23 protein-coding genes are annotated in these 16,921 nt (G+C 27.6%); 12 read left to right on the top strand and 11 right to left on the bottom strand.

From position 1 onward, the window contains the following. Positions 1 to 2: 2 nt before the first annotated feature. From ACTTBM_RS06340 to ACTTBM_RS06320, 5 genes are all read right to left on the bottom strand, one after another. Positions 3 to 395 (bottom strand): DUF2948 family protein, encoded by a 393-nt coding sequence (locus ACTTBM_RS06340; protein WP_440635186.1) that lies wholly within the window; start codon positions 393 to 395, stop codon positions 3 to 5. After that, positions 392 to 1,654, bottom strand: coding sequence for a UDP-N-acetylglucosamine 1-carboxyvinyltransferase (gene murA, locus ACTTBM_RS06335; RefSeq protein WP_440635185.1), 1,263 nt, complete (start codon positions 1,652 to 1,654; stop codon positions 392 to 394). The genes ACTTBM_RS06340 and murA overlap by 4 nt, the downstream gene beginning before the upstream one ends. Before the next feature lie 3 nt (positions 1,655 to 1,657). Further along, positions 1,658 to 2,218: a dCTP deaminase gene (dcd, locus tag ACTTBM_RS06330; RefSeq protein ID WP_075505953.1), complete on the bottom strand. Its 561-nt coding sequence runs from the start codon at positions 2,216 to 2,218 to the stop codon at positions 1,658 to 1,660. 97 nt (positions 2,219 to 2,315) lie between these two features. Next, complete coding sequence (locus ACTTBM_RS06325; protein ID WP_075505952.1) at positions 2,316 to 2,516, bottom strand: hypothetical protein; 201 nt, start codon at positions 2,514 to 2,516, stop codon at positions 2,316 to 2,318. Between the two features lie 173 nt (positions 2,517 to 2,689). Then, positions 2,690 to 3,412 (bottom strand): TVP38/TMEM64 family protein, encoded by a 723-nt coding sequence (locus ACTTBM_RS06320; RefSeq protein ID WP_440635184.1) that lies wholly within the window; start codon positions 3,410 to 3,412, stop codon positions 2,690 to 2,692. A 94-nt stretch (positions 3,413 to 3,506) separates the two neighbouring features. Here ACTTBM_RS06320 and rpmH point away from each other — a divergent pair, with 94 nt between their 5' ends. The 10 genes from rpmH to ACTTBM_RS06270 are packed head-to-tail and all read left to right on the top strand — an operon-like array spanning position 3,507 to position 10,893. After that, positions 3,507 to 3,647: a 50S ribosomal protein L34 gene (rpmH, locus tag ACTTBM_RS06315; RefSeq protein ID WP_023854404.1), complete on the top strand. Its 141-nt coding sequence runs from the start codon at positions 3,507 to 3,509 to the stop codon at positions 3,645 to 3,647. 4 nt (positions 3,648 to 3,651) lie between these two features. After that, positions 3,652 to 3,993: a ribonuclease P protein component gene (gene rnpA / locus ACTTBM_RS06310; RefSeq protein ID WP_440635183.1), complete on the top strand. Its 342-nt coding sequence runs from the start codon at positions 3,652 to 3,654 to the stop codon at positions 3,991 to 3,993. Further along, positions 3,993 to 4,241, top strand: a complete 249-nt coding sequence (gene yidD / locus ACTTBM_RS06305) for a membrane protein insertion efficiency factor YidD (RefSeq protein WP_440635182.1) — start codon at positions 3,993 to 3,995, stop codon at positions 4,239 to 4,241. Before rnpA ends, yidD begins: the two co-directional genes overlap by 1 nt. Before the next feature lies 1 nt (position 4,242). Continuing rightward, positions 4,243 to 5,919, top strand: a complete 1,677-nt coding sequence (yidC, locus tag ACTTBM_RS06300) for a membrane protein insertase YidC (protein WP_440635181.1) — start codon at positions 4,243 to 4,245, stop codon at positions 5,917 to 5,919. Next, positions 5,919 to 6,785 (top strand): acetylglutamate kinase, encoded by an 867-nt coding sequence (gene argB / locus ACTTBM_RS06295; protein ID WP_440635180.1) that lies wholly within the window; start codon positions 5,919 to 5,921, stop codon positions 6,783 to 6,785. Before yidC ends, argB begins: the two co-directional genes overlap by 1 nt. Next, the gene (locus ACTTBM_RS06290; RefSeq protein WP_440635179.1) at positions 6,782 to 7,453 is read left to right on the top strand and encodes a pyrimidine 5'-nucleotidase; all 672 of its coding nucleotides are present in this window, start codon (positions 6,782 to 6,784) and stop codon (positions 7,451 to 7,453) included. Before argB ends, ACTTBM_RS06290 begins: the two co-directional genes overlap by 4 nt. Before the next feature lie 4 nt (positions 7,454 to 7,457). Further along, the gene (gene dapD, locus ACTTBM_RS06285; protein ID WP_440619350.1) at positions 7,458 to 8,285 is read left to right on the top strand and encodes a 2,3,4,5-tetrahydropyridine-2,6-dicarboxylate N-succinyltransferase; all 828 of its coding nucleotides are present in this window, start codon (positions 7,458 to 7,460) and stop codon (positions 8,283 to 8,285) included. Position 8,286: 1 nt separating this feature from the next. Beyond that, a complete protein-coding gene (dapE, locus tag ACTTBM_RS06280; RefSeq protein WP_440635178.1) occupies positions 8,287 to 9,444 on the top strand; it encodes a succinyl-diaminopimelate desuccinylase in 1,158 nt (385 codons plus the stop codon). Then, positions 9,441 to 10,370 carry a histone deacetylase family protein gene (locus tag ACTTBM_RS06275; RefSeq protein WP_440635177.1) on the top strand — a complete coding sequence of 310 codons (930 nt, stop codon included), beginning with the start codon at positions 9,441 to 9,443 and terminating at the stop codon, positions 10,368 to 10,370. Before dapE ends, ACTTBM_RS06275 begins: the two co-directional genes overlap by 4 nt. Positions 10,371 to 10,401: 31 nt before the next feature. Then, positions 10,402 to 10,893, top strand: coding sequence for an SET domain-containing protein (locus ACTTBM_RS06270; RefSeq protein WP_440635175.1), 492 nt, complete (start codon positions 10,402 to 10,404; stop codon positions 10,891 to 10,893). On the opposite strand, the gene truA is transcribed toward ACTTBM_RS06270, so the two are convergent. The 5 genes from truA to ACTTBM_RS06245 are packed head-to-tail and all read right to left on the bottom strand — an operon-like array spanning position 10,873 to position 14,996. Further along, complete coding sequence (truA, locus tag ACTTBM_RS06265; protein ID WP_440635174.1) at positions 10,873 to 11,613, bottom strand: tRNA pseudouridine(38-40) synthase TruA; 741 nt, start codon at positions 11,611 to 11,613, stop codon at positions 10,873 to 10,875. The two genes, ACTTBM_RS06270 and truA, sit on opposite strands and share 21 nt — an antisense overlap. Next, a complete protein-coding gene (gene fmt / locus ACTTBM_RS06260; protein ID WP_440635173.1) occupies positions 11,614 to 12,534 on the bottom strand; it encodes a methionyl-tRNA formyltransferase in 921 nt (306 codons plus the stop codon). Between the two features lie 3 nt (positions 12,535 to 12,537). After that, positions 12,538 to 13,056, bottom strand: a complete 519-nt coding sequence (gene def / locus ACTTBM_RS06255) for a peptide deformylase (RefSeq protein ID WP_440635172.1) — start codon at positions 13,054 to 13,056, stop codon at positions 12,538 to 12,540. Between the two features lie 25 nt (positions 13,057 to 13,081). Beyond that, positions 13,082 to 14,839, bottom strand: a complete 1,758-nt coding sequence (locus tag ACTTBM_RS06250) for a hypothetical protein (protein WP_440635171.1) — start codon at positions 14,837 to 14,839, stop codon at positions 13,082 to 13,084. Then, entirely contained in the window at positions 14,814 to 14,996 is a 183-nt protein-coding gene (locus tag ACTTBM_RS06245; RefSeq protein ID WP_440635170.1) for a hypothetical protein, read from the bottom strand. Before ACTTBM_RS06245 ends, ACTTBM_RS06250 begins: the two co-directional genes overlap by 26 nt. Before the next feature lie 57 nt (positions 14,997 to 15,053). On the opposite strand from ACTTBM_RS06245, the gene ACTTBM_RS06240 reads away from it, so the two are divergent. After that, positions 15,054 to 15,566, top strand: coding sequence for a shikimate kinase (locus tag ACTTBM_RS06240; RefSeq protein ID WP_440635168.1), 513 nt, complete (start codon positions 15,054 to 15,056; stop codon positions 15,564 to 15,566). Further along, entirely contained in the window at positions 15,553 to 16,656 is a 1,104-nt protein-coding gene (gene aroB, locus ACTTBM_RS06235; protein WP_440635167.1) for a 3-dehydroquinate synthase, read from the top strand. Before ACTTBM_RS06240 ends, aroB begins: the two co-directional genes overlap by 14 nt. Here the strand turns inward: aroB and ACTTBM_RS06230 are convergent. After that, on the bottom strand, positions 16,648 to 16,908 hold the full coding sequence (locus tag ACTTBM_RS06230; RefSeq protein WP_440635166.1) for a BolA family protein: 261 nt from the start codon (positions 16,906 to 16,908) through the stop codon (positions 16,648 to 16,650). The two genes, aroB and ACTTBM_RS06230, sit on opposite strands and share 9 nt — an antisense overlap. Positions 16,909 to 16,921: the final 13 nt, after the last annotated feature.

The following is a 16,921-nucleotide window of genomic DNA, read 5'->3' as shown; positions in this document are numbered from 1 at the left end:
CTCTACTTTATTTCACTTTGATCTTCTAATATTGCTTCAATCGATTCAGCGGTCAAAGCTATATGAGCATTATTACTAAAAAAGAGATTTATTTCATAAACATCATTATTTTTCAAATAATCTATTCCTACTAATTCTAAAACTAATTCTTGATTTGATTGATCAATATTTTTTGACTTAACCTTATCAACAAAATCAAATCTGCAGATACTATTGACTTTTTTGTCCTCATTTTCATTTTCTACTTTTATTCGCTCAATTGATAATAAAAATACCTTATTAGTTTCTAGATACTTAATATCTGAAACTTTTACTTTGGCTCCTGAACTACAAGCTGAAATCATTTGCAATCCTTCTTTGTCTGTAGCAATAATTTTGGCTAAATATTTGTTCATCTTGTTAATCTTTTTATTTTAACACCAATATTTTTTAATTTATTTTCAATTTTTTCATAACCACGATCTAAATGATAAATCCTATTAATTACAGATTTCCCTTGTGCAACCGAAGCTGCTAAAACAAGTGCTACAGATGCTCTTAGATCACTAGACATAACTTCTGCACCAATAAATTTTGTATTACCCTCAATATAAGCTTTATTATTTTTGGTCGTAATATTTGCACCTAATCTCTGTAATTCAGCAACATGCATAAATCTGTTTTCAAAAATATTCTCTGTAATTGAACTTTTTCCTTTTGCTTTACACATTAAGACCATTAATTGCGCCTGTAAATCTGTTGGTATTCCTGGAAACTCTTTTGTTTTAATATTTTTAATAGACTTAATTTTTTCTGGTCCATTAATATGAATATTATTTTTGCTCACTTTTATTTTGGCTCCTGTTTTTTTTAATAAATTAAGTTCTGTGTTTATTATTTTTGGATCTAAATTATTAATTTCAAGAGTTCCTTTAGCTAGAGTTGCTGCTACACAAAAAGTACCAGCTTCAATTCTATCAGCCATCACTGAATAATTTGTTGAATTTAAAGAACTTACTCCGTTAATAGTGCATGTTCTTCCTTTCCAACTTATTTTTGCACCAGCTGAATTAAGAAAATTAGTAAGGTCTTTTATTTCTGGCTCAACAGCACAATTTCTTAATACTGTTTTTCCTTTTGCCAAGCATGCAGCAATTATAGAATTTTCAGTTGCGCCAACAGTAATTTTTGGAAATCTAATTTGTCCACCTTTAAGTTTGCCAAAAGATTTTGCTAATATGTATCCATCCTTAATTTCATAATTCATCCCAAGTTTTTCTAAAGCTGACAAATGATAATTAACTGGTCTCGCACCAATTAAGCAACCACCTGGTAATGATGTTTTTGACTTATGATATTTTGCAACTAATGGTCCTAATACTAAAATTGAACCTCTCATTGTTTTAACTAATGAATAACTAGCAAAAGTTTTCATATTTTTATTGTTTGAAATTTTTGCAGTTTTTTTATCTTTAGAAAGTTCGATTTTTGATCCAAGAGATTTAAGTAAATTAAGCATAGTGCTTATATCTTTTACTCTTGGAAGGTTATGAACAGTTACCGGTAAATCAAAAAGTAGTGTAGCTGCTAATATTGGCAATGATGCATTTTTCGAACCTGATATTGAAACTTTGCCTTTGATTTTGCTAGGACCATCAATCAGAAATTTGTCCATAACTTACTTTTTAATTTTGGCAACCTGAATAGTAGTTTGTCCCTGATATTTACCGTTCTTAGATTTATAAGTTGTCTCTGGTTGAGTCTCTGATTTAAAGAATAAAAATTGGGCTATACCTTCATTAGAATAAATTTTTGCTGGATTAGGTGTAGTGTTGCTTAGCTCTATAACTATATTTCCCTCAAATTCATTTTCAATAGGAGTTACATTACAAATTATACCTGTTCTTGCATAAGTGCTTTTACCAACACATATACAAAGTACATCTTTTGGAATTCTGAAATATTCTACTGTTTTAGCTAAAACAAATGAGTTTGGAGGAATAATGCAATGTGGTCCCTTTTTCTCTATAAAATTATCATCTGAAAAATTTTTTGGATCAACTAAGGAATTATTTACATTAGTGAATATTCTATATTCATCAGAGATCCTAACATCATAACCCATGCTACTTAATCCATATGATATTTTTCCCTCTGCAACTTGATGATCTAAAAATGGTTCAATCATGTTGTGCTCTTTGCACATCTTCTTAATCCACGAGTCAGGCTGAATAGACATTACTTAGATTTTTTTTTGTTTTTTTTTTGGAATAGTTTTCTTTTTTTTAAGTTTTTTCTTAAAGCTAAGCTCAAACGCTCATTTTTATTTTTTGAACTCATTCTTTGTTGGGATTAGTCAAAAAATCTAACGATATTGGTTTATTAGGATCTAATGGTTTTGATGTGGGCTCTTCTTTTTTTGGACCTTCTTTTGCTAAACGTTTGGCTTTTTTTTCAGCAAGCTTTCTTTCTCTTTTAGCTTGCTTCTCCATAAGCTTGTTACCTTTTGTAGATTTATAATCGTAGTGAATTCCCATAACATTTTTTTTAGTAGATATAGATCATTATAATCAAAAAATTAAGGCAATAATTTGAAAAAAATGCTTTATTATCAATAAATTACTAAATGTATTTTAGCTCCTGTAGTTAAATGGCATAACAAGTCATTGGTAATGACTAGTTCCCTGGTCAGTACAGGGTGGGAGCACCATTAATTTTTGTAGAATTTTTTTCTAAAAAATATTGTGGTAATAATTAAAGTAAAAAATGCCATAAGAGGCAAATAAATATCTGGTGAAAAAATTATATCACTTACTTTTGGGGCTTCGGTATTAAGGTCAATAATTTTTTCCATCCCACTACCTATAGAGGCAAATATAAAAACACCTGGAACAATTCCAAAAAATGTAGAAAAAAAATAATTTTTAATTTTTACATTAAACATTAGTGGCAAAAGAGACTGCAACTGCCAAGGTATTCCACCAACCATTCGATAAATTAACAAATAAATAAACTCAGATTTTTTAAATTTATTTTCAAGATTAATAAATTTATTTAAAAATTTTTCCTTAATAAAATCTTTTAAGAAATAATTTCCAAAAATATATAGAAATGTAGCACCAATTGTAAGACCAAATACTACAACAACAGAACCTATCCATTTTCCTAAAATAAATCCCCCCATCAAAGCAGCAGGAGATCCAAAGCCTAAAAAAGGAAATACCCAAAGTATAGTTAAAATTAAAAAAGATATTGAAACTAAAAATAAATTAGAATTCTTTAATTCGATTAAATAAGATCTGTTGTTTCTCAAAAAATCATAAGAGGTAATCTCTTGAAGACTGAATTTTGAAAAGAAAAAAAATAAAAATAAAATGAGAATAAATAAATAAGATAAAGCTATAAATATTTTAATTTTTTTTGTATTTTCCATATATATTGTTATTTTATTCCTAAATCTTCTATTTGCTATTTTTATTATTGCTAATATAAAGGGGCAAAATTTATAAAATTTAATCAATTTATTTATGAAAAGAACGTACCAACCTTCAAATAAAAAAAGAGCACGAAAACATGGCTTTAGATCAAAAATGAAGACTAAAGGTGGAAAGAAACTTTTAGCTAGAAGAAGAGCCAGAGGAAGAAAATCTTTAACTGTATCAGTGTAAATTAATGAAAAGCAAAATTGTTGCTCTTTCAAAAAACGAAGAATTTAAAAATTTACTTAAACAAAAAAAGTTTTCAAATAAGTTCGTAACTATTTTCTTTGGTAAATTAATGAATAAAGATAATGAAAAACTAAACATTAGTTTTGTAACAAAAAAAAAATTAGGGAATGCTGTTAAGAGAAATAAGATTAAAAGAAGATTAAGGAATATTTTAAACGAGGCAGTTAAAAAAATATCAATAAATTTTAACTATTCATTCCTTGTTATCGCTAAGCCATCTATGCTAAATAATGAATACAAATTAATAAAAGAAACTCTATTTCAGGATTTTAAAAAAATAAAATAATGAATATTTTTACAAGTACACTAATTAAAATTATCAAAGGTTACAAATATTTGATTAGCCCTCTATTTGGACATTCTTGTAGATATTTGCCTACTTGCTCAGAATACAGTATTGATGCACTTAAAGAATTTGGTCTATTAAAAGGATTATTTTTAAGTATTAAAAGAATCTTATCTTGTCACCCAATCAAATTTTTAGGTGGTGGTGAAGGTTTTGATCCTGTTAAAAAAAATACAAAATTAAAATAATATGGATACTAAAAATATAGTAGCGGCAATTTCATTATCAGCAGCAGTTATAGTTTTGTATTCGCTATTTTTTGCTCCTCCACCAATTACTAAAGAAAATATGGCTGAAGGAAATAAAGTTGAACAAAACAGCGATACACCTTCCTTAGATCAAAAAGAAAATGTTGCTGAAATTTCTAGAGAAGAAGCTTTAAATCAAAGTGAAAGAATTAAATTTGAGAATGAAAGTATTGTTGGTTCTATATCGCTTAAAGGTGGTGTAATTGATGATCTAACTTTTAAACAATATAATGTTAGTCTAGACTCACAGGAAAAAGTCACACTTCTTTCACCAAGAAATTCAAAAGATGGTTATTTAATTGAAAGTGGTTTTATAACATCAGATAAAAATGTTAAAATACCAAATTCAAATTCTATTTGGAAAGTTTCAGGAAATAAAAAATTAACAGATCAATCTCCTATAAAAATATCTTGGACAAATGATCAAGGTATAACATTTGAAAAGGAGATTACCTTAGATGATAAATACTTATTTTCAATTAAACAAAGTGTAATCAATCCTACAGATAAAAAATATGATTTTTATACTTATGGTCAAATCATTAGAAATGAAATGCCTGATATATCTAACTTCTATATCCTTCATGAAGGATTAGTGGCAACACTTGATGATGAACTTATTGAAGAAGATTACGATGATATACAAGAGAAGAAATTTTCAAGAACAGCTCAAAAAGGATGGTTAGGGATTGGAGATAAATACTGGGTAACTTCGCTAATTCCACCTAGAGAAAAAGAATTTAAAACAACATTTGATTATAAAGACAAGTTCAGAGCAAATTTTGTTTCAACTGAGCCATTGGAACTTAATGAAAATTCATTAATTGAAGAAACCTTACAAATCATTGTTGCTGCAAAAAGAGTTGATGTAATTGATGGATATGCTGAATCTTTAAACATTGATAAATTTGACTTAACAATTGATTGGGGATTTTTATACTTTATTACCAAGCCATTATTTTTTGGAATAGATTATTTCTTTAAATTACTTGGAAATTACGGCTTAGCTATCATAGCAATTACAATTTGTATAAGATTAGCATTTTTCCCACTTGCAAACTTTTCGTTCAGAAGCATGGCAAAAATGAAAGCCTTACAGCCTGAAATGGCGAGACTAAAAGAGCTACACAAAGATGACAAAATGAAATTGCAACAAGCAATGATGGCTCTCTATAAAAAAGAGAAAGTAAACCCGATGTCTGGTTGTTTACCAATACTTGTACAAATTCCAGTTTTCTTTGCTTTATACAAAGTTTTATTTGTAACGATTGAAATGAGACAAATGCCTTTTTATGGCTGGATCCAAGATTTATCTGAGAGAGACCCTACCTCTTTGTTTAATCTATTTGGATTATTGCCTTATGATGTACCATCATTTTTAGTCATTGGAGCATGGCCTGTTGCAATGGGTGTTTCTATGTGGGTTCAACAAAAATTAAATCCTGCACCAACAGATCCGATGCAAGCAAAAATATTTATGTTCTTTCCATTATTCCTAACAATAATTTTGGCACCTTTCCCAGCAGGGTTGGTAATATATTGGACAGTAAATAATATTTTAACTATGGCACAACAAGTTTTTATAATGAAACGAACCACTGTTAAAACAACAACTTAATGTTGGATATTAAAGAAGAAGAATTAAAAACAATTCTACCACTCGATGGTCCTTCAACTGAAGAAGTAAAAAAATATTTAGAAAAATATAATGATGAATATATTGTTATTAAATGTGGTGGAAGCGTTTTAATTGATCAAAATCTTTTTGATATTTTTATTAAAGATATTTCAACACTAAATAAACTAGGATTTACTCCTATTATTGTTCATGGGGGTGGAAAAAGAATAAGCAATAAACTTAATGAGATAGGTTTAGAAAGTAAATTTATAAAAGGATTAAGGGTAACCGACAAAGAAACTATTAAAGTTGTAGAAGAAGTATTAATTGATTTTAATAAAGAAATTATCAATGCACTAGATCAGCAAAATTGCGAAAGTCAGAGTATTAATTCTAAGGAAAATAATATTTTAACAGTTGTGCAAGAAAATGAAGAGCTTGGTTTTGTGGGCTCTCCTAAAAATGTAGATCAATCAATAATACATAAAATTATCGCAGATAAAAAAGTGCCTATTATTGCTCCCTTAGGTTTAGATAAAAATGATCAAACTTATAACGTCAATGCAGATACTGCAGCTGGCTTTATTGCTAAAAAAATTAACGCAAGAAGGTTGATTATATTAAGTGACGTAGAAGGTGTTTTGGATAAAAATAAAAATCTAATTCCAGAAATTAATTCAGAATCTATAAAAGAGTTAATAGATAATGAAACAATTACGGGTGGTATGATCCCAAAAATAAATAATTGCTTAGATGTTGCTACTAACGGAGTAAAAGGAGTTGTTATAATAGATGGGAGAAAAAATCATTCTGTTCTATTTGAACTTTTATCAGATGGGGGATCTGGAACTTTAATTAGACAATGAAAAATTTAAGCAATATTAAAAATATTTTATTTGATTGTGATGGTGTTCTTTATAGCGACCTAGAGGCAGTATTTGGTCAAGTAAGCCGAAAAATGACAGAATATATCTCAAGTAAACTTAATGTAGATTTAAAAAAAGCCAAAGAACTTCAGACAAATTACTTTCACAAATATAACACGAGCTTAAATGGTCTAATGATACATCATGAAATTGATCCTAAAGAATTTTTAGATTTTGTTCATGATATTGATTTATCTTTTTTAGAAAAAGATACAGCATTAAGATATGAGTTAGAGAATATAAATTTAAGAAAATTTGTCTTTACTAATGGTAGTTACAACCATGTAAAGCACATCACTACAACCCTAGGAATTGACGACCAATTTGAAGGCATATTTGATATCGTAGATGCAGAATATCACCCAAAACCAGAAGCTAAAGCTTTCGATTTAATGGTAGAAAAATTCAAAATTGATCCAAAAGAAACTTTGTACATTGAAGATATAGCAAAAAACTTATCGATAGGTAAAGAGCGAGGAACAATTACTGCTTGGTTAATTAATGATGAGGAATGGGGCAAAAAAGAATCTAATAAAGAATATATTGATTATAAAATTGAAAATCTTACTTTATTTTTAAAAGAAATAAGGTTATTAAAAAACCAATAAAACTATGAGTATAGAAAACATTATAAATGAAGCTTGGGAAAACAAAGATCAAGTTAATCAAAATTCAGATCAGAAATTAAAAGATACTATTAATCAAGTAATAGAGGATCTAGATAGTGGTAAATCTAGAGTTGCTGAAAAAATTGATGGTGAATGGGTAACTCATCAACACTTAAAAAAAGCAATTATGCTAAGTTTTAGAATTCATGGAATGGAAACTTTAGATGGTCCCTATTCAGCTTGGAGAGATAAAGCTCATTTGTTAAAAGGAAAAACAGCCGGATGGTCAAACGCTGATTTTGAAAAAGCAGGTTTTAGAATGGTACCAAATACTGCAATGAGAAAAGGATCATATGTTGCTAAAAATGTTGTTCTAATGCCAAGTTATGTAAATATTGGTGCTTACATAGATGAAGGAACAATGATGGACACATTTAGTCGTGCAGGTAGTTGCTGTCAGATTGGAAAAAATTGTCATATTTCAGCTGGAACTGGTATTGGTGGAGTTTTAGAACCAGCACAAGCACTTCCAACTATTATTGAAGATAATGTTTTTGTAGGTGCTATGTCTGAAGTTGTGGAAGGGGTAATAGTTGGTGAAGGTTCAGTGCTAAGTATGGGTATGTATATTGGCCAATCAACAAAAATCGTTAATAGAAAAACTGGTGAAGTAACTCACGGTAAAATACCTCCATACTCAGTCGTTGTTCCTGGATCATTACCAGACAAAAATAATCCTGCTGCACCCTCGTTATATTGTGCAGTAATCATCAAACAAGTTGATGAAAAAACAAGATCTAAAACATCAGTAAACGATCTTTTAAGAGATTAAAATGCAAACCATTAATGAATTACAATTAGCCAAAGAGCTAATTCGTTACCCATCTATAACACCAATAGATGCTGGAGTAATGAAATTCTTAGAAAAACAATTAAGAAAACTTGGATTCAAAACTAAAATATTAGAGTTTAAAGAAAAAAACACTAAACCAGTAAAAAATCTTTATGCAAGACTTGGAGCCAAAGGTCCAAATTTTTGCTACGCTGGTCACTTAGATGTTGTACCTGCTGGAAACTTAAAAGATTGGACAGTAAATCCTTTTAGACCGTCAATAAAAAAAGGACATTTAATTGGAAGAGGAGCAAATGACATGAAAAGCTCTATTGCAGCTTTTGTTTCTGCTGTCAGCATTTTTGTTAAAAACAACAAAGAATTTAATGGCTCTATAAGCTTACTAATTACAGGTGATGAAGAAGGAATTGCTATTAACGGTACAAAAAAAGTTGTCGAATACTTAAAAAAAAGAAAAGAGAAAATTAATTTTTGTTTAGTTGGAGAACCAACTAATCCAAATAAATTGGGAGAAATGATTAAAATTGGTCGAAGGGGAAGTATGACTGGTAGACTTTCAATTATAGGTATTCAGGGCCATGTTGCTTATCCTCATAGGGCTAACAATCCATCAACTGCTCTTATTCAAATATTAAAAGAATTGAAGGAAATTAAATTTGATAAAGGAACAAAAGACTTTCAGCCAACAAACCTAGAAGTTACAAAAATAAATATTGATAATACTGCTGATAACGTAATTCCAGGTTTGGCTAATGCAACTTTTAATATTAGATTTAATAACAAACATTCATCGAATTCAATTAAGACAAAAATAAATAAAATATTGAAGAAAATTTGTCATAAAAATAAGTCAAATTACAAAATTGAATATAGTGTATCTGGTGAAGCTTTTTTAACTAAACCAAACCAAACTACATATATGATCCAAGATATAATTAAAAAGATTACTAAGATTAAACCTGAACTCTCAACCACAGGAGGCACCTCTGATGCGAGATTTATTAGAAAGATTGCTCCCTGTTTAGAATTTGGTTTGGTTGGAAAAACAATGCACAAAGTAGATGAAGCAGTTTCTTTAAGTGATTTAAAAAAATTAACTTTAATTTATTCAAATATTTTAAAGAATTACTTTAAGTGAAAACAGCTTTAATTACTTCTGATTCATACAAAAATCATAATACAGGAGATGGGCATCCTGAAAAAATAGACAGGGTTACAGCTGTTATTGATAACTTTAAAAAATTAGATAACAAAAATTTAATATGGAAAAAGCCTTCAAAATTTGAAAAATCAATATTAATAAAAACTCATTCTTCTGAATATATTGATCATGTCGATCGATCATACCCTCAAAATGGATTTAATTTTTTAGATGGAGATACAGTTGTCTCTCCTGGTAGTAAAGAAGCAACAAAAGATGCTGTTGGATCAATTATAGCGGCGATTGATGGTGTTGAAAAAAAAGAATTCAAAAATGCTTTTTGTGCAGTAAGACCTCCAGGTCATCACGCAGAAAAAGAGAAAGCAATGGGCTTTTGTATTTACAACAATGTTGCAGTTGGTGCTAATTATTTGATTGAAAAATATGGTTATAAAAAAATAGCTATAATTGATTTTGATGTCCATCATGGGAATGGGACACAAGATATTTTTTTCAACAATGAAAAAGTTTTATATATTTCCACTCATCAATTTCCATATTATCCAGGTTCAGGTTCGGAAAAAGAGATTGGAAAATTTAATAATATTTTAAATATTCCACTTGAAGCTGGAACAAGTGCTACAGAATATTTAAATGCATATGAACTAGTATTAGAAAAATTAAAAGAATTTAAACCGGAATTTCTATTGTTTTCTGCAGGTTTTGATGCTCATATTGATGATCCTTTGGCACAATTAAAACTTAATGCTGAAGATTATTATACAATTACAAAAAGAACTTTAGAAATTTCAAAATCATTTTGTAGAGGTAATGTAGTATCTATACTAGAAGGTGGATATGACTTAAAAGCACTACAAGATAGTACTCAAAGACATGTTGATGCTTTGATAGAATTTAATTGATAATTCCCAATAAAAAACTAAATAAAACTCAATGAAATTATATAAAATTAAAAAATCTGATATCGATAAAAAAGGTAGAGGACTTTATGCTACTAAAGATATCAAAGAAGGTACAAAGATAATTGATTACGTTGGTAAACTAATTACAAAAAAACAAACTGAAGAGTCTGATAAATATGACAATAGCAAACCAATCTATTTATTTACTATCAACAAAAAATATGATCTTGATGGAGATTTTTCATGGAATACTGCAGGATTAATTAATCATTCTTGTGACAATAATTGTGATTATGATGGTAAGGGTCTAAAAATTTGGGTTAAAGCAATTAGAGATATCAAAAAAGGTGAAGAATTTACCTGCGATTATGGTTTTGGTTATGATGAAAATTACAAACAATTTCCCTGTAAGTGTAAGTCAAAAAATTGTTGTGGGTACATTGTAAGAGCAGAATCTAGATGGCGAATAAATAAAAAATTTGCCATGAGTAATAAAAAAAATCTAATAAAAAACTCTAGATAAAAATAATCCTGTAGATGGTGCTGGAGGAGCGCACAGTGATCTTTTTTTAGACTTTAGAGCTTTGTCGAATTTTTTTAAATCCCATTTCTTTTCACCTAAATATTTTAAACAACCAACCATAGATCGTACTTGCTGTTGAAGAAAAGATTGAGATTTAAAATGAATTTCTATTTTATCATTTAAAGATTTTAATTTTACAAAATCCATCGTTCTAATTGGACTCTTAGCATTGCAACTTGAAGCCCTAAATGTTGAAAAATCTTTAGTACCAACTAATTTTGTTGCCCCTAATTTCATCAAATCTAAATCTAATTTTTTTCTTACATGCCAAACTTGATTTTTTTCAATCACAGGTGAACTTGTTCTATTTAAAATGACATATTTATAAACTCTCTTTTTTGCAGAAAATCTTGAGTGAAAGTTACTAGTTCTTTTTCTTATTTTAAGAATTGTAATATTTTCATTTTTTAAAAAGTGATTAATTGAGTTAATAAATTTATCTAAGTTCAATAATTTATTTTTTAAATCAAAATGTGCTGACTGCTCGATAGCATGAACACCAGCATCTGTTCTACCTGATCCAACTATGGTAATATTTTCTTTTAATAACTTTCTAATTTTGTCTTGAAGTATTCCTTGAATGGTTTTATTTTTTTTTTGAATTTGCCAACCTTTATAATTTGTGCCTAAATACTCTATTAAAAGCTGATATCTAAACATTTATATTTTTGAGCCTTTTTTTATCTGCGAACCTTGAATAAATTCACCAATATTTTGAGGTCTTTTCCCTTGCCTCTGAATTTCCTTAATAATTATCGATTGATTATTACCACAAGCAATTTCAAGATTATCACTCAATACTAACCCTGGATTTCCTTGAGCTCTTCCAACTTGAGCTTTTAGAATTTTATATCTTTCTCCATTAAACATAAAAAATGCTCCTGGTGATGGATATAAACCGTTTATCTTGCCAATAATTTTTTCAGCATTTTCATCCCAGTTAATTTGACCTTCAGTTTTTTGAATTTTATTTGCATAGGTTGCATTCGAATGATCTTGCTCAATAAAATTTGCTTTATCCTCTAAAATATCATCTACATTATCTAAAATTTTTTCTGCTGCTAAGATAGAAAGCTTTTCACTAATTTCTAACGCATTCAAATTTTCATTAAGTTGAATTTTATAATTATTACAAACTGGTCCTGTATCTAATTTTTCAGCAATTCTCATTATACTTATTCCAGTTTCTTGATCTAAATTCATAATTGATCTTTGAATTGGTGCAGCACCTCTCCATTTAGGCAGTAAAGATGCATGTATATTTATAAAACCATTTTTAGTTAGGTTTAGAAATTTTTTAGGTATGATTTGTCCATAAGCAACAACTATTGCTAAATCAACATCTAAAGAGTTTAAAAAATTATACTCCTCTTCATTATTTAAAACTGACGGTGTTCTATATTCTAAATTTAAAGTTTCAGAAATACCTTGTATTGGAGACTTATTAATTTTTTGTCCTCTTTTTGATTTTTGAGGTGGCTGTGTATACACACAAGAAATATTATATCCATTTTGATATAAAGATTTTAAAATTGGTACAGCAAACATGGGCGTACCCATAAAAACTAACTTTTTTGACATTTTTTAAACTTCAGCTGTATTTGATTTTAATTTTGAAAGTTTCTTTATGATCATTGATTTTTTTAGTTTTGAGAGATAATCGATGAATAATATCCCTTCCAAATGATCCATTTCATGCTGTATGCATGTTGCAAGTAATCCATCTGCCTTTAGTAACTGTTTCTTTCCATTGTAATCTAAATACTCTACTTCACATTTGCTTGGTCGATCAATTTCAGCAAATTGATTTGGCACAGATAAACACCCTTCTTCATAAGTTGCCTTAAGTAGATCTTTATTTTTAATTACTGGATTTACAAAATATCTAGGCTCTTTTTTGTTTTCATCCTTGCTTATATCCATCACTATAATTCTTTTTGGTATACCAATCTGAATTGCTGCAAGACCAATGCCGTTTGCATCATACATTGTATCAAGCATATCGTTCATTAATTTTTGCTCTTCACTTCCAACAACTTCTACAGGTTTTGATACTTGTCGAAGTAATTTGTTTGGTTCTGTAATAATCGTTCTTATCGCCATAAAAATTTGTATGTTATTATAATTTTTATACTTTTAAAGGAAGAACTTTTAGCAATAGCTTATTTCTTATTAAATCAGCATTTATTTGATTTAGTGTATTCGAAATAAAATAAAGTCTTTTTTCATCAATATTTTCTATTTTGTTATTACCTATTATCTCAATTAAAGATAATAAAACTGTTCCAACTTCATTTGCCTCTATCAAGTCCACTAAACTTCCATCTAGCTCATAAGGCTTTTGTGAAAACAAACTGTCATACTCGCTTGGTATTTCTACTCCATCTGATTTCAGACTTTCTATAAAAATTATATCTTTAGTGGACAAAGTTTCATTACTAAAAATTATTCTATCTAGAAATTTTTTTAAATCTTCTTGTATTTCAGATTTTGAATAATCTCCTCTAAAATAATTTACCCACTTAGATTGATGTAAAATATTATTATTGTATTGAATTTTTTTGAACTCTGAATTCTGATTTTTTGAATAATTATTGTAAAAACTTAAATAATCTGAAGGAACATCATCTACTTCAATTTCTTTCAGAAAGTTATTGAGCTCTATATCAAAAGCTAATCCAATGTTGTGATCCTCAAATAGCTTCTTCAACAACTGTAAAAATTCCAATTTCAATTCTGTTTCACTCGTTAAAAGTGCTCTTTGATAAATTAATGCTCTTGCTTCTAACGGAGACAGCAACTTGTAAGTATCAGTTGCACTTAACAATTGATCAATATTAAATTGAAATTTTTTATAATATTCAAATAAGTCTTTTTCAGAAAAAATTTTATAATTTACAGCTTTCTCAATAATTAAGATTTTATCTTGATCATTTATGTCAACATTACTTAGATCTGGTAGTAAATTTGAATTTGATAGATATTTCCAAATTAATTGAGGCGTATTTTCATTGGGTTCAAATGAAAATTCTGGATTTGTTCTATGAGCTAAATGAAACTCAAATACTGAACTTTCAGAGACTTCTTTAGATGCTTCATCAATATAACCAAACAGGTAATTCATTTTATTTTCAAAATATTCATCTTGAAAACCTAACTCTTTTTTAAGATCTAGAATTAATTGGGCTTCTTCATTTTTTCCATAATTAACTAAGCAATATAAATTTAATTTAGATAAATATTCATCTTCAACTGGTTCTTTAATTTTTGTAAAAAATTCACAGGTCTTTTTTATATCTTGGCCTGATAAATAGTTGTCTAATAAATGTCTAGTTAGTTTAGGATGAGAATTTACAATTTGATTATTAACCAAAAATTCTTCAATGAGTTCTAAATTAGAATTTTTAATTAACCAATCAGATTTAAATTTTAAAAATTCATTTTCAGTAATATTTTGATTAGGATAATGAGCATTAGTTAATAATGAGACTTCCATAATTTCTAAAGCGTCATTAGAAAGATTAATTTTCTCTAAACTCTCAAATAGGCTTTTTAACTTTTGACCATCAGAATTCGTCCACATATCAATAGTCAAACCATGTTCTTCAGGATCATATAATCCTACGATTTTGACTTCTTTTGATATTAAATTTTCATCTAATTGTATTGAGCCAGTATTTTTATCTGACTGCATATCAAAGACACTTATTTGTTCGTTATTATTTTCACTTTCAATAACAACTGCTTCCTCAACAGTTTCATTTTCTTTTTTTTCGAGATTCCATATATCAATTGGATTATCTTCTGCGTGAATAGGATTTAAAATAATTAGATAGCTTAAAAAAATAAAAAAGAATTTTTTACTTAACAATTTTAAAATTTTCATTTGGAATAATTTTTTCAATTTTCTTTTTAGGAGCAGGAAAATCAATTGAATTAAGAATTAAAATAACGCCAAGAACAATTACTAGTCCAAAAATAGATTTAACAACTAGTCCGATTATACTTTTTTTACCTGAACTTGTATTTTTGTTGAATTGCATATAACTTTAGTTAATTTCAAATTAAGACATATTTGTGTTTTTTCAATATTTAAACTTATGAAATCAAAAAAAAATCTAGTTTTTCTAGGTATGATGGGATCTGGTAAGAGTTCAATAGGCTCTTTGGTAGCGAAAAAATTTAAATTAAATTTTGTAGATGTAGATAAAGAAATAGAAAAAAATTTAAATACTACTATTCGAAAAATATTCGAGACAAAAGGAGAGGAATATTTTAGAAAAATTGAAGAAAAAATTACACTTAAAAAGTTAAAACTTAGCTCTACAGTTGTCTCTCTAGGAGGAGGTGCTTTTGCAAATAAAAATATTAGAAATGAAGTTTTAAAAAATCATTATTCATTTTGGTTAAATTGGAATGAAAAAATTTTAATTGAAAGAATTAAAAATAGCAAAAAAAGACCTTTAACAATTAATGCTACCGATAATGATTTAATTGATTTAATTAAAAAACGAACTAACATTTATTCTAAAGCCTTATATGAAATCAAGTGTGATAATCTCACTAAAAATGAAATAGTAGGCAAAATTAAAGAAATTTATGAAACCAATTAAATTAAAAATTGAAACAAAAACACAAAAATATCCAATAATAATTGGATCAAATCTAATTACTAACTTTTCAAAAATAATTAAAAATAATTCCTTAACATTCAATCGATGTCTTCTTGTAGTTGATAAAAATGTGCCAAAAAAATTTATCACTAAAATAAAAAATTCATTAAATAAAAAGCAAATACATATATGTTTTTTTAATGCCAGTGAGGCCAATAAAAACTTTAATATTATTAATAAGATCTTAGAAATTTTATTAAATAAAAACTTTTCTAGAGATGACTGTTTAATATCAATAGGTGGGGGTATTACAGGTGATGTAAGTGGTTTTGCATCTAGTATCTTTAAAAGAGGTATGAAGTTTATAAATATACCAACAACACTTTTATCCCAAGTTGACTCTTCGATTGGTGGTAAAACTGGCATAAATTCACATTACGGAAAAAACCTAATTGGTAGTTTTTATCAACCAAACTTAGTTATATCAGATGTTGATTTTCTTAAATCGCTTCCAAAAAGAGAGATTGTTTGTGGATATGGTGAAATTTTAAAACATTCTCTGATAAGAAATAAAAATTTCTTTAAATTTTTAAATAAGAATGTGAATAAAATTACTAAACTGAGTTCTCCATTTATTGAAAAAGCAATTTATGAAAGCTGTAAAATTAAAAAAAATGTGGTTGAAAAAGACGAGAAAGAAAAAAATTTGAGAAAAGTTTTAAATTTTGGACATACATTTGGCCATGCTTATGAAGCAAGCTTAAATTACAATAAGAAATTAAATCACGGTGAAGCAGTAATCCTAGGTATAAAGACAGCATTAAGTTTTAGTTTAAATTTAAAAATACTTAAAATAAGTGATTACAACCTAATATTAAATCATATCAATAATTTAAATCTAGCAATATCTGTTAATAAATTTTTTACAAAGAAAGATATAAATAAAATATTATTTTTCATGACAAAGGATAAAAAAAATAAATCTCAAAAAATTAATTTAGTACTTTTAAAAAAAATTGGGTCTCCGCAAATTAATATTGAATATCCAAAAGAAAGATTGAAAAAATTTTTTAATGATTACTTAAGATAGTAGAATTTGAATTGAGTGAATAGTTTCTTTCAATTCTTTATCTAATACTTTATAAATTTTTTTATTACTTTCAATTCTGTTCATACTTTTCAATTCATCAGAAACTATATTTAATTTTAAATGATATTTGCCTTCTTGATTACCTTTGTGATTTTTGTGAAGAAAAGATTTATCTTCTATATCTATACTTTGAATATTTATTTGATCTGATAATTTTTTTTTTATAATTGCAATTAATTCATTTATATCCATATAGTAATTATTA

It is taken from the genome of Candidatus Pelagibacter sp. HIMB1746 (genome assembly GCF_052047555.1).
In the GTDB taxonomy this organism is placed as follows: Bacteria; Pseudomonadota; Alphaproteobacteria; order Pelagibacterales; family Pelagibacteraceae; genus Pelagibacter.
Note: the sequence above shows the minus strand (reverse complement) of the source record. Positions and strands in the feature narration are given on the sequence as shown.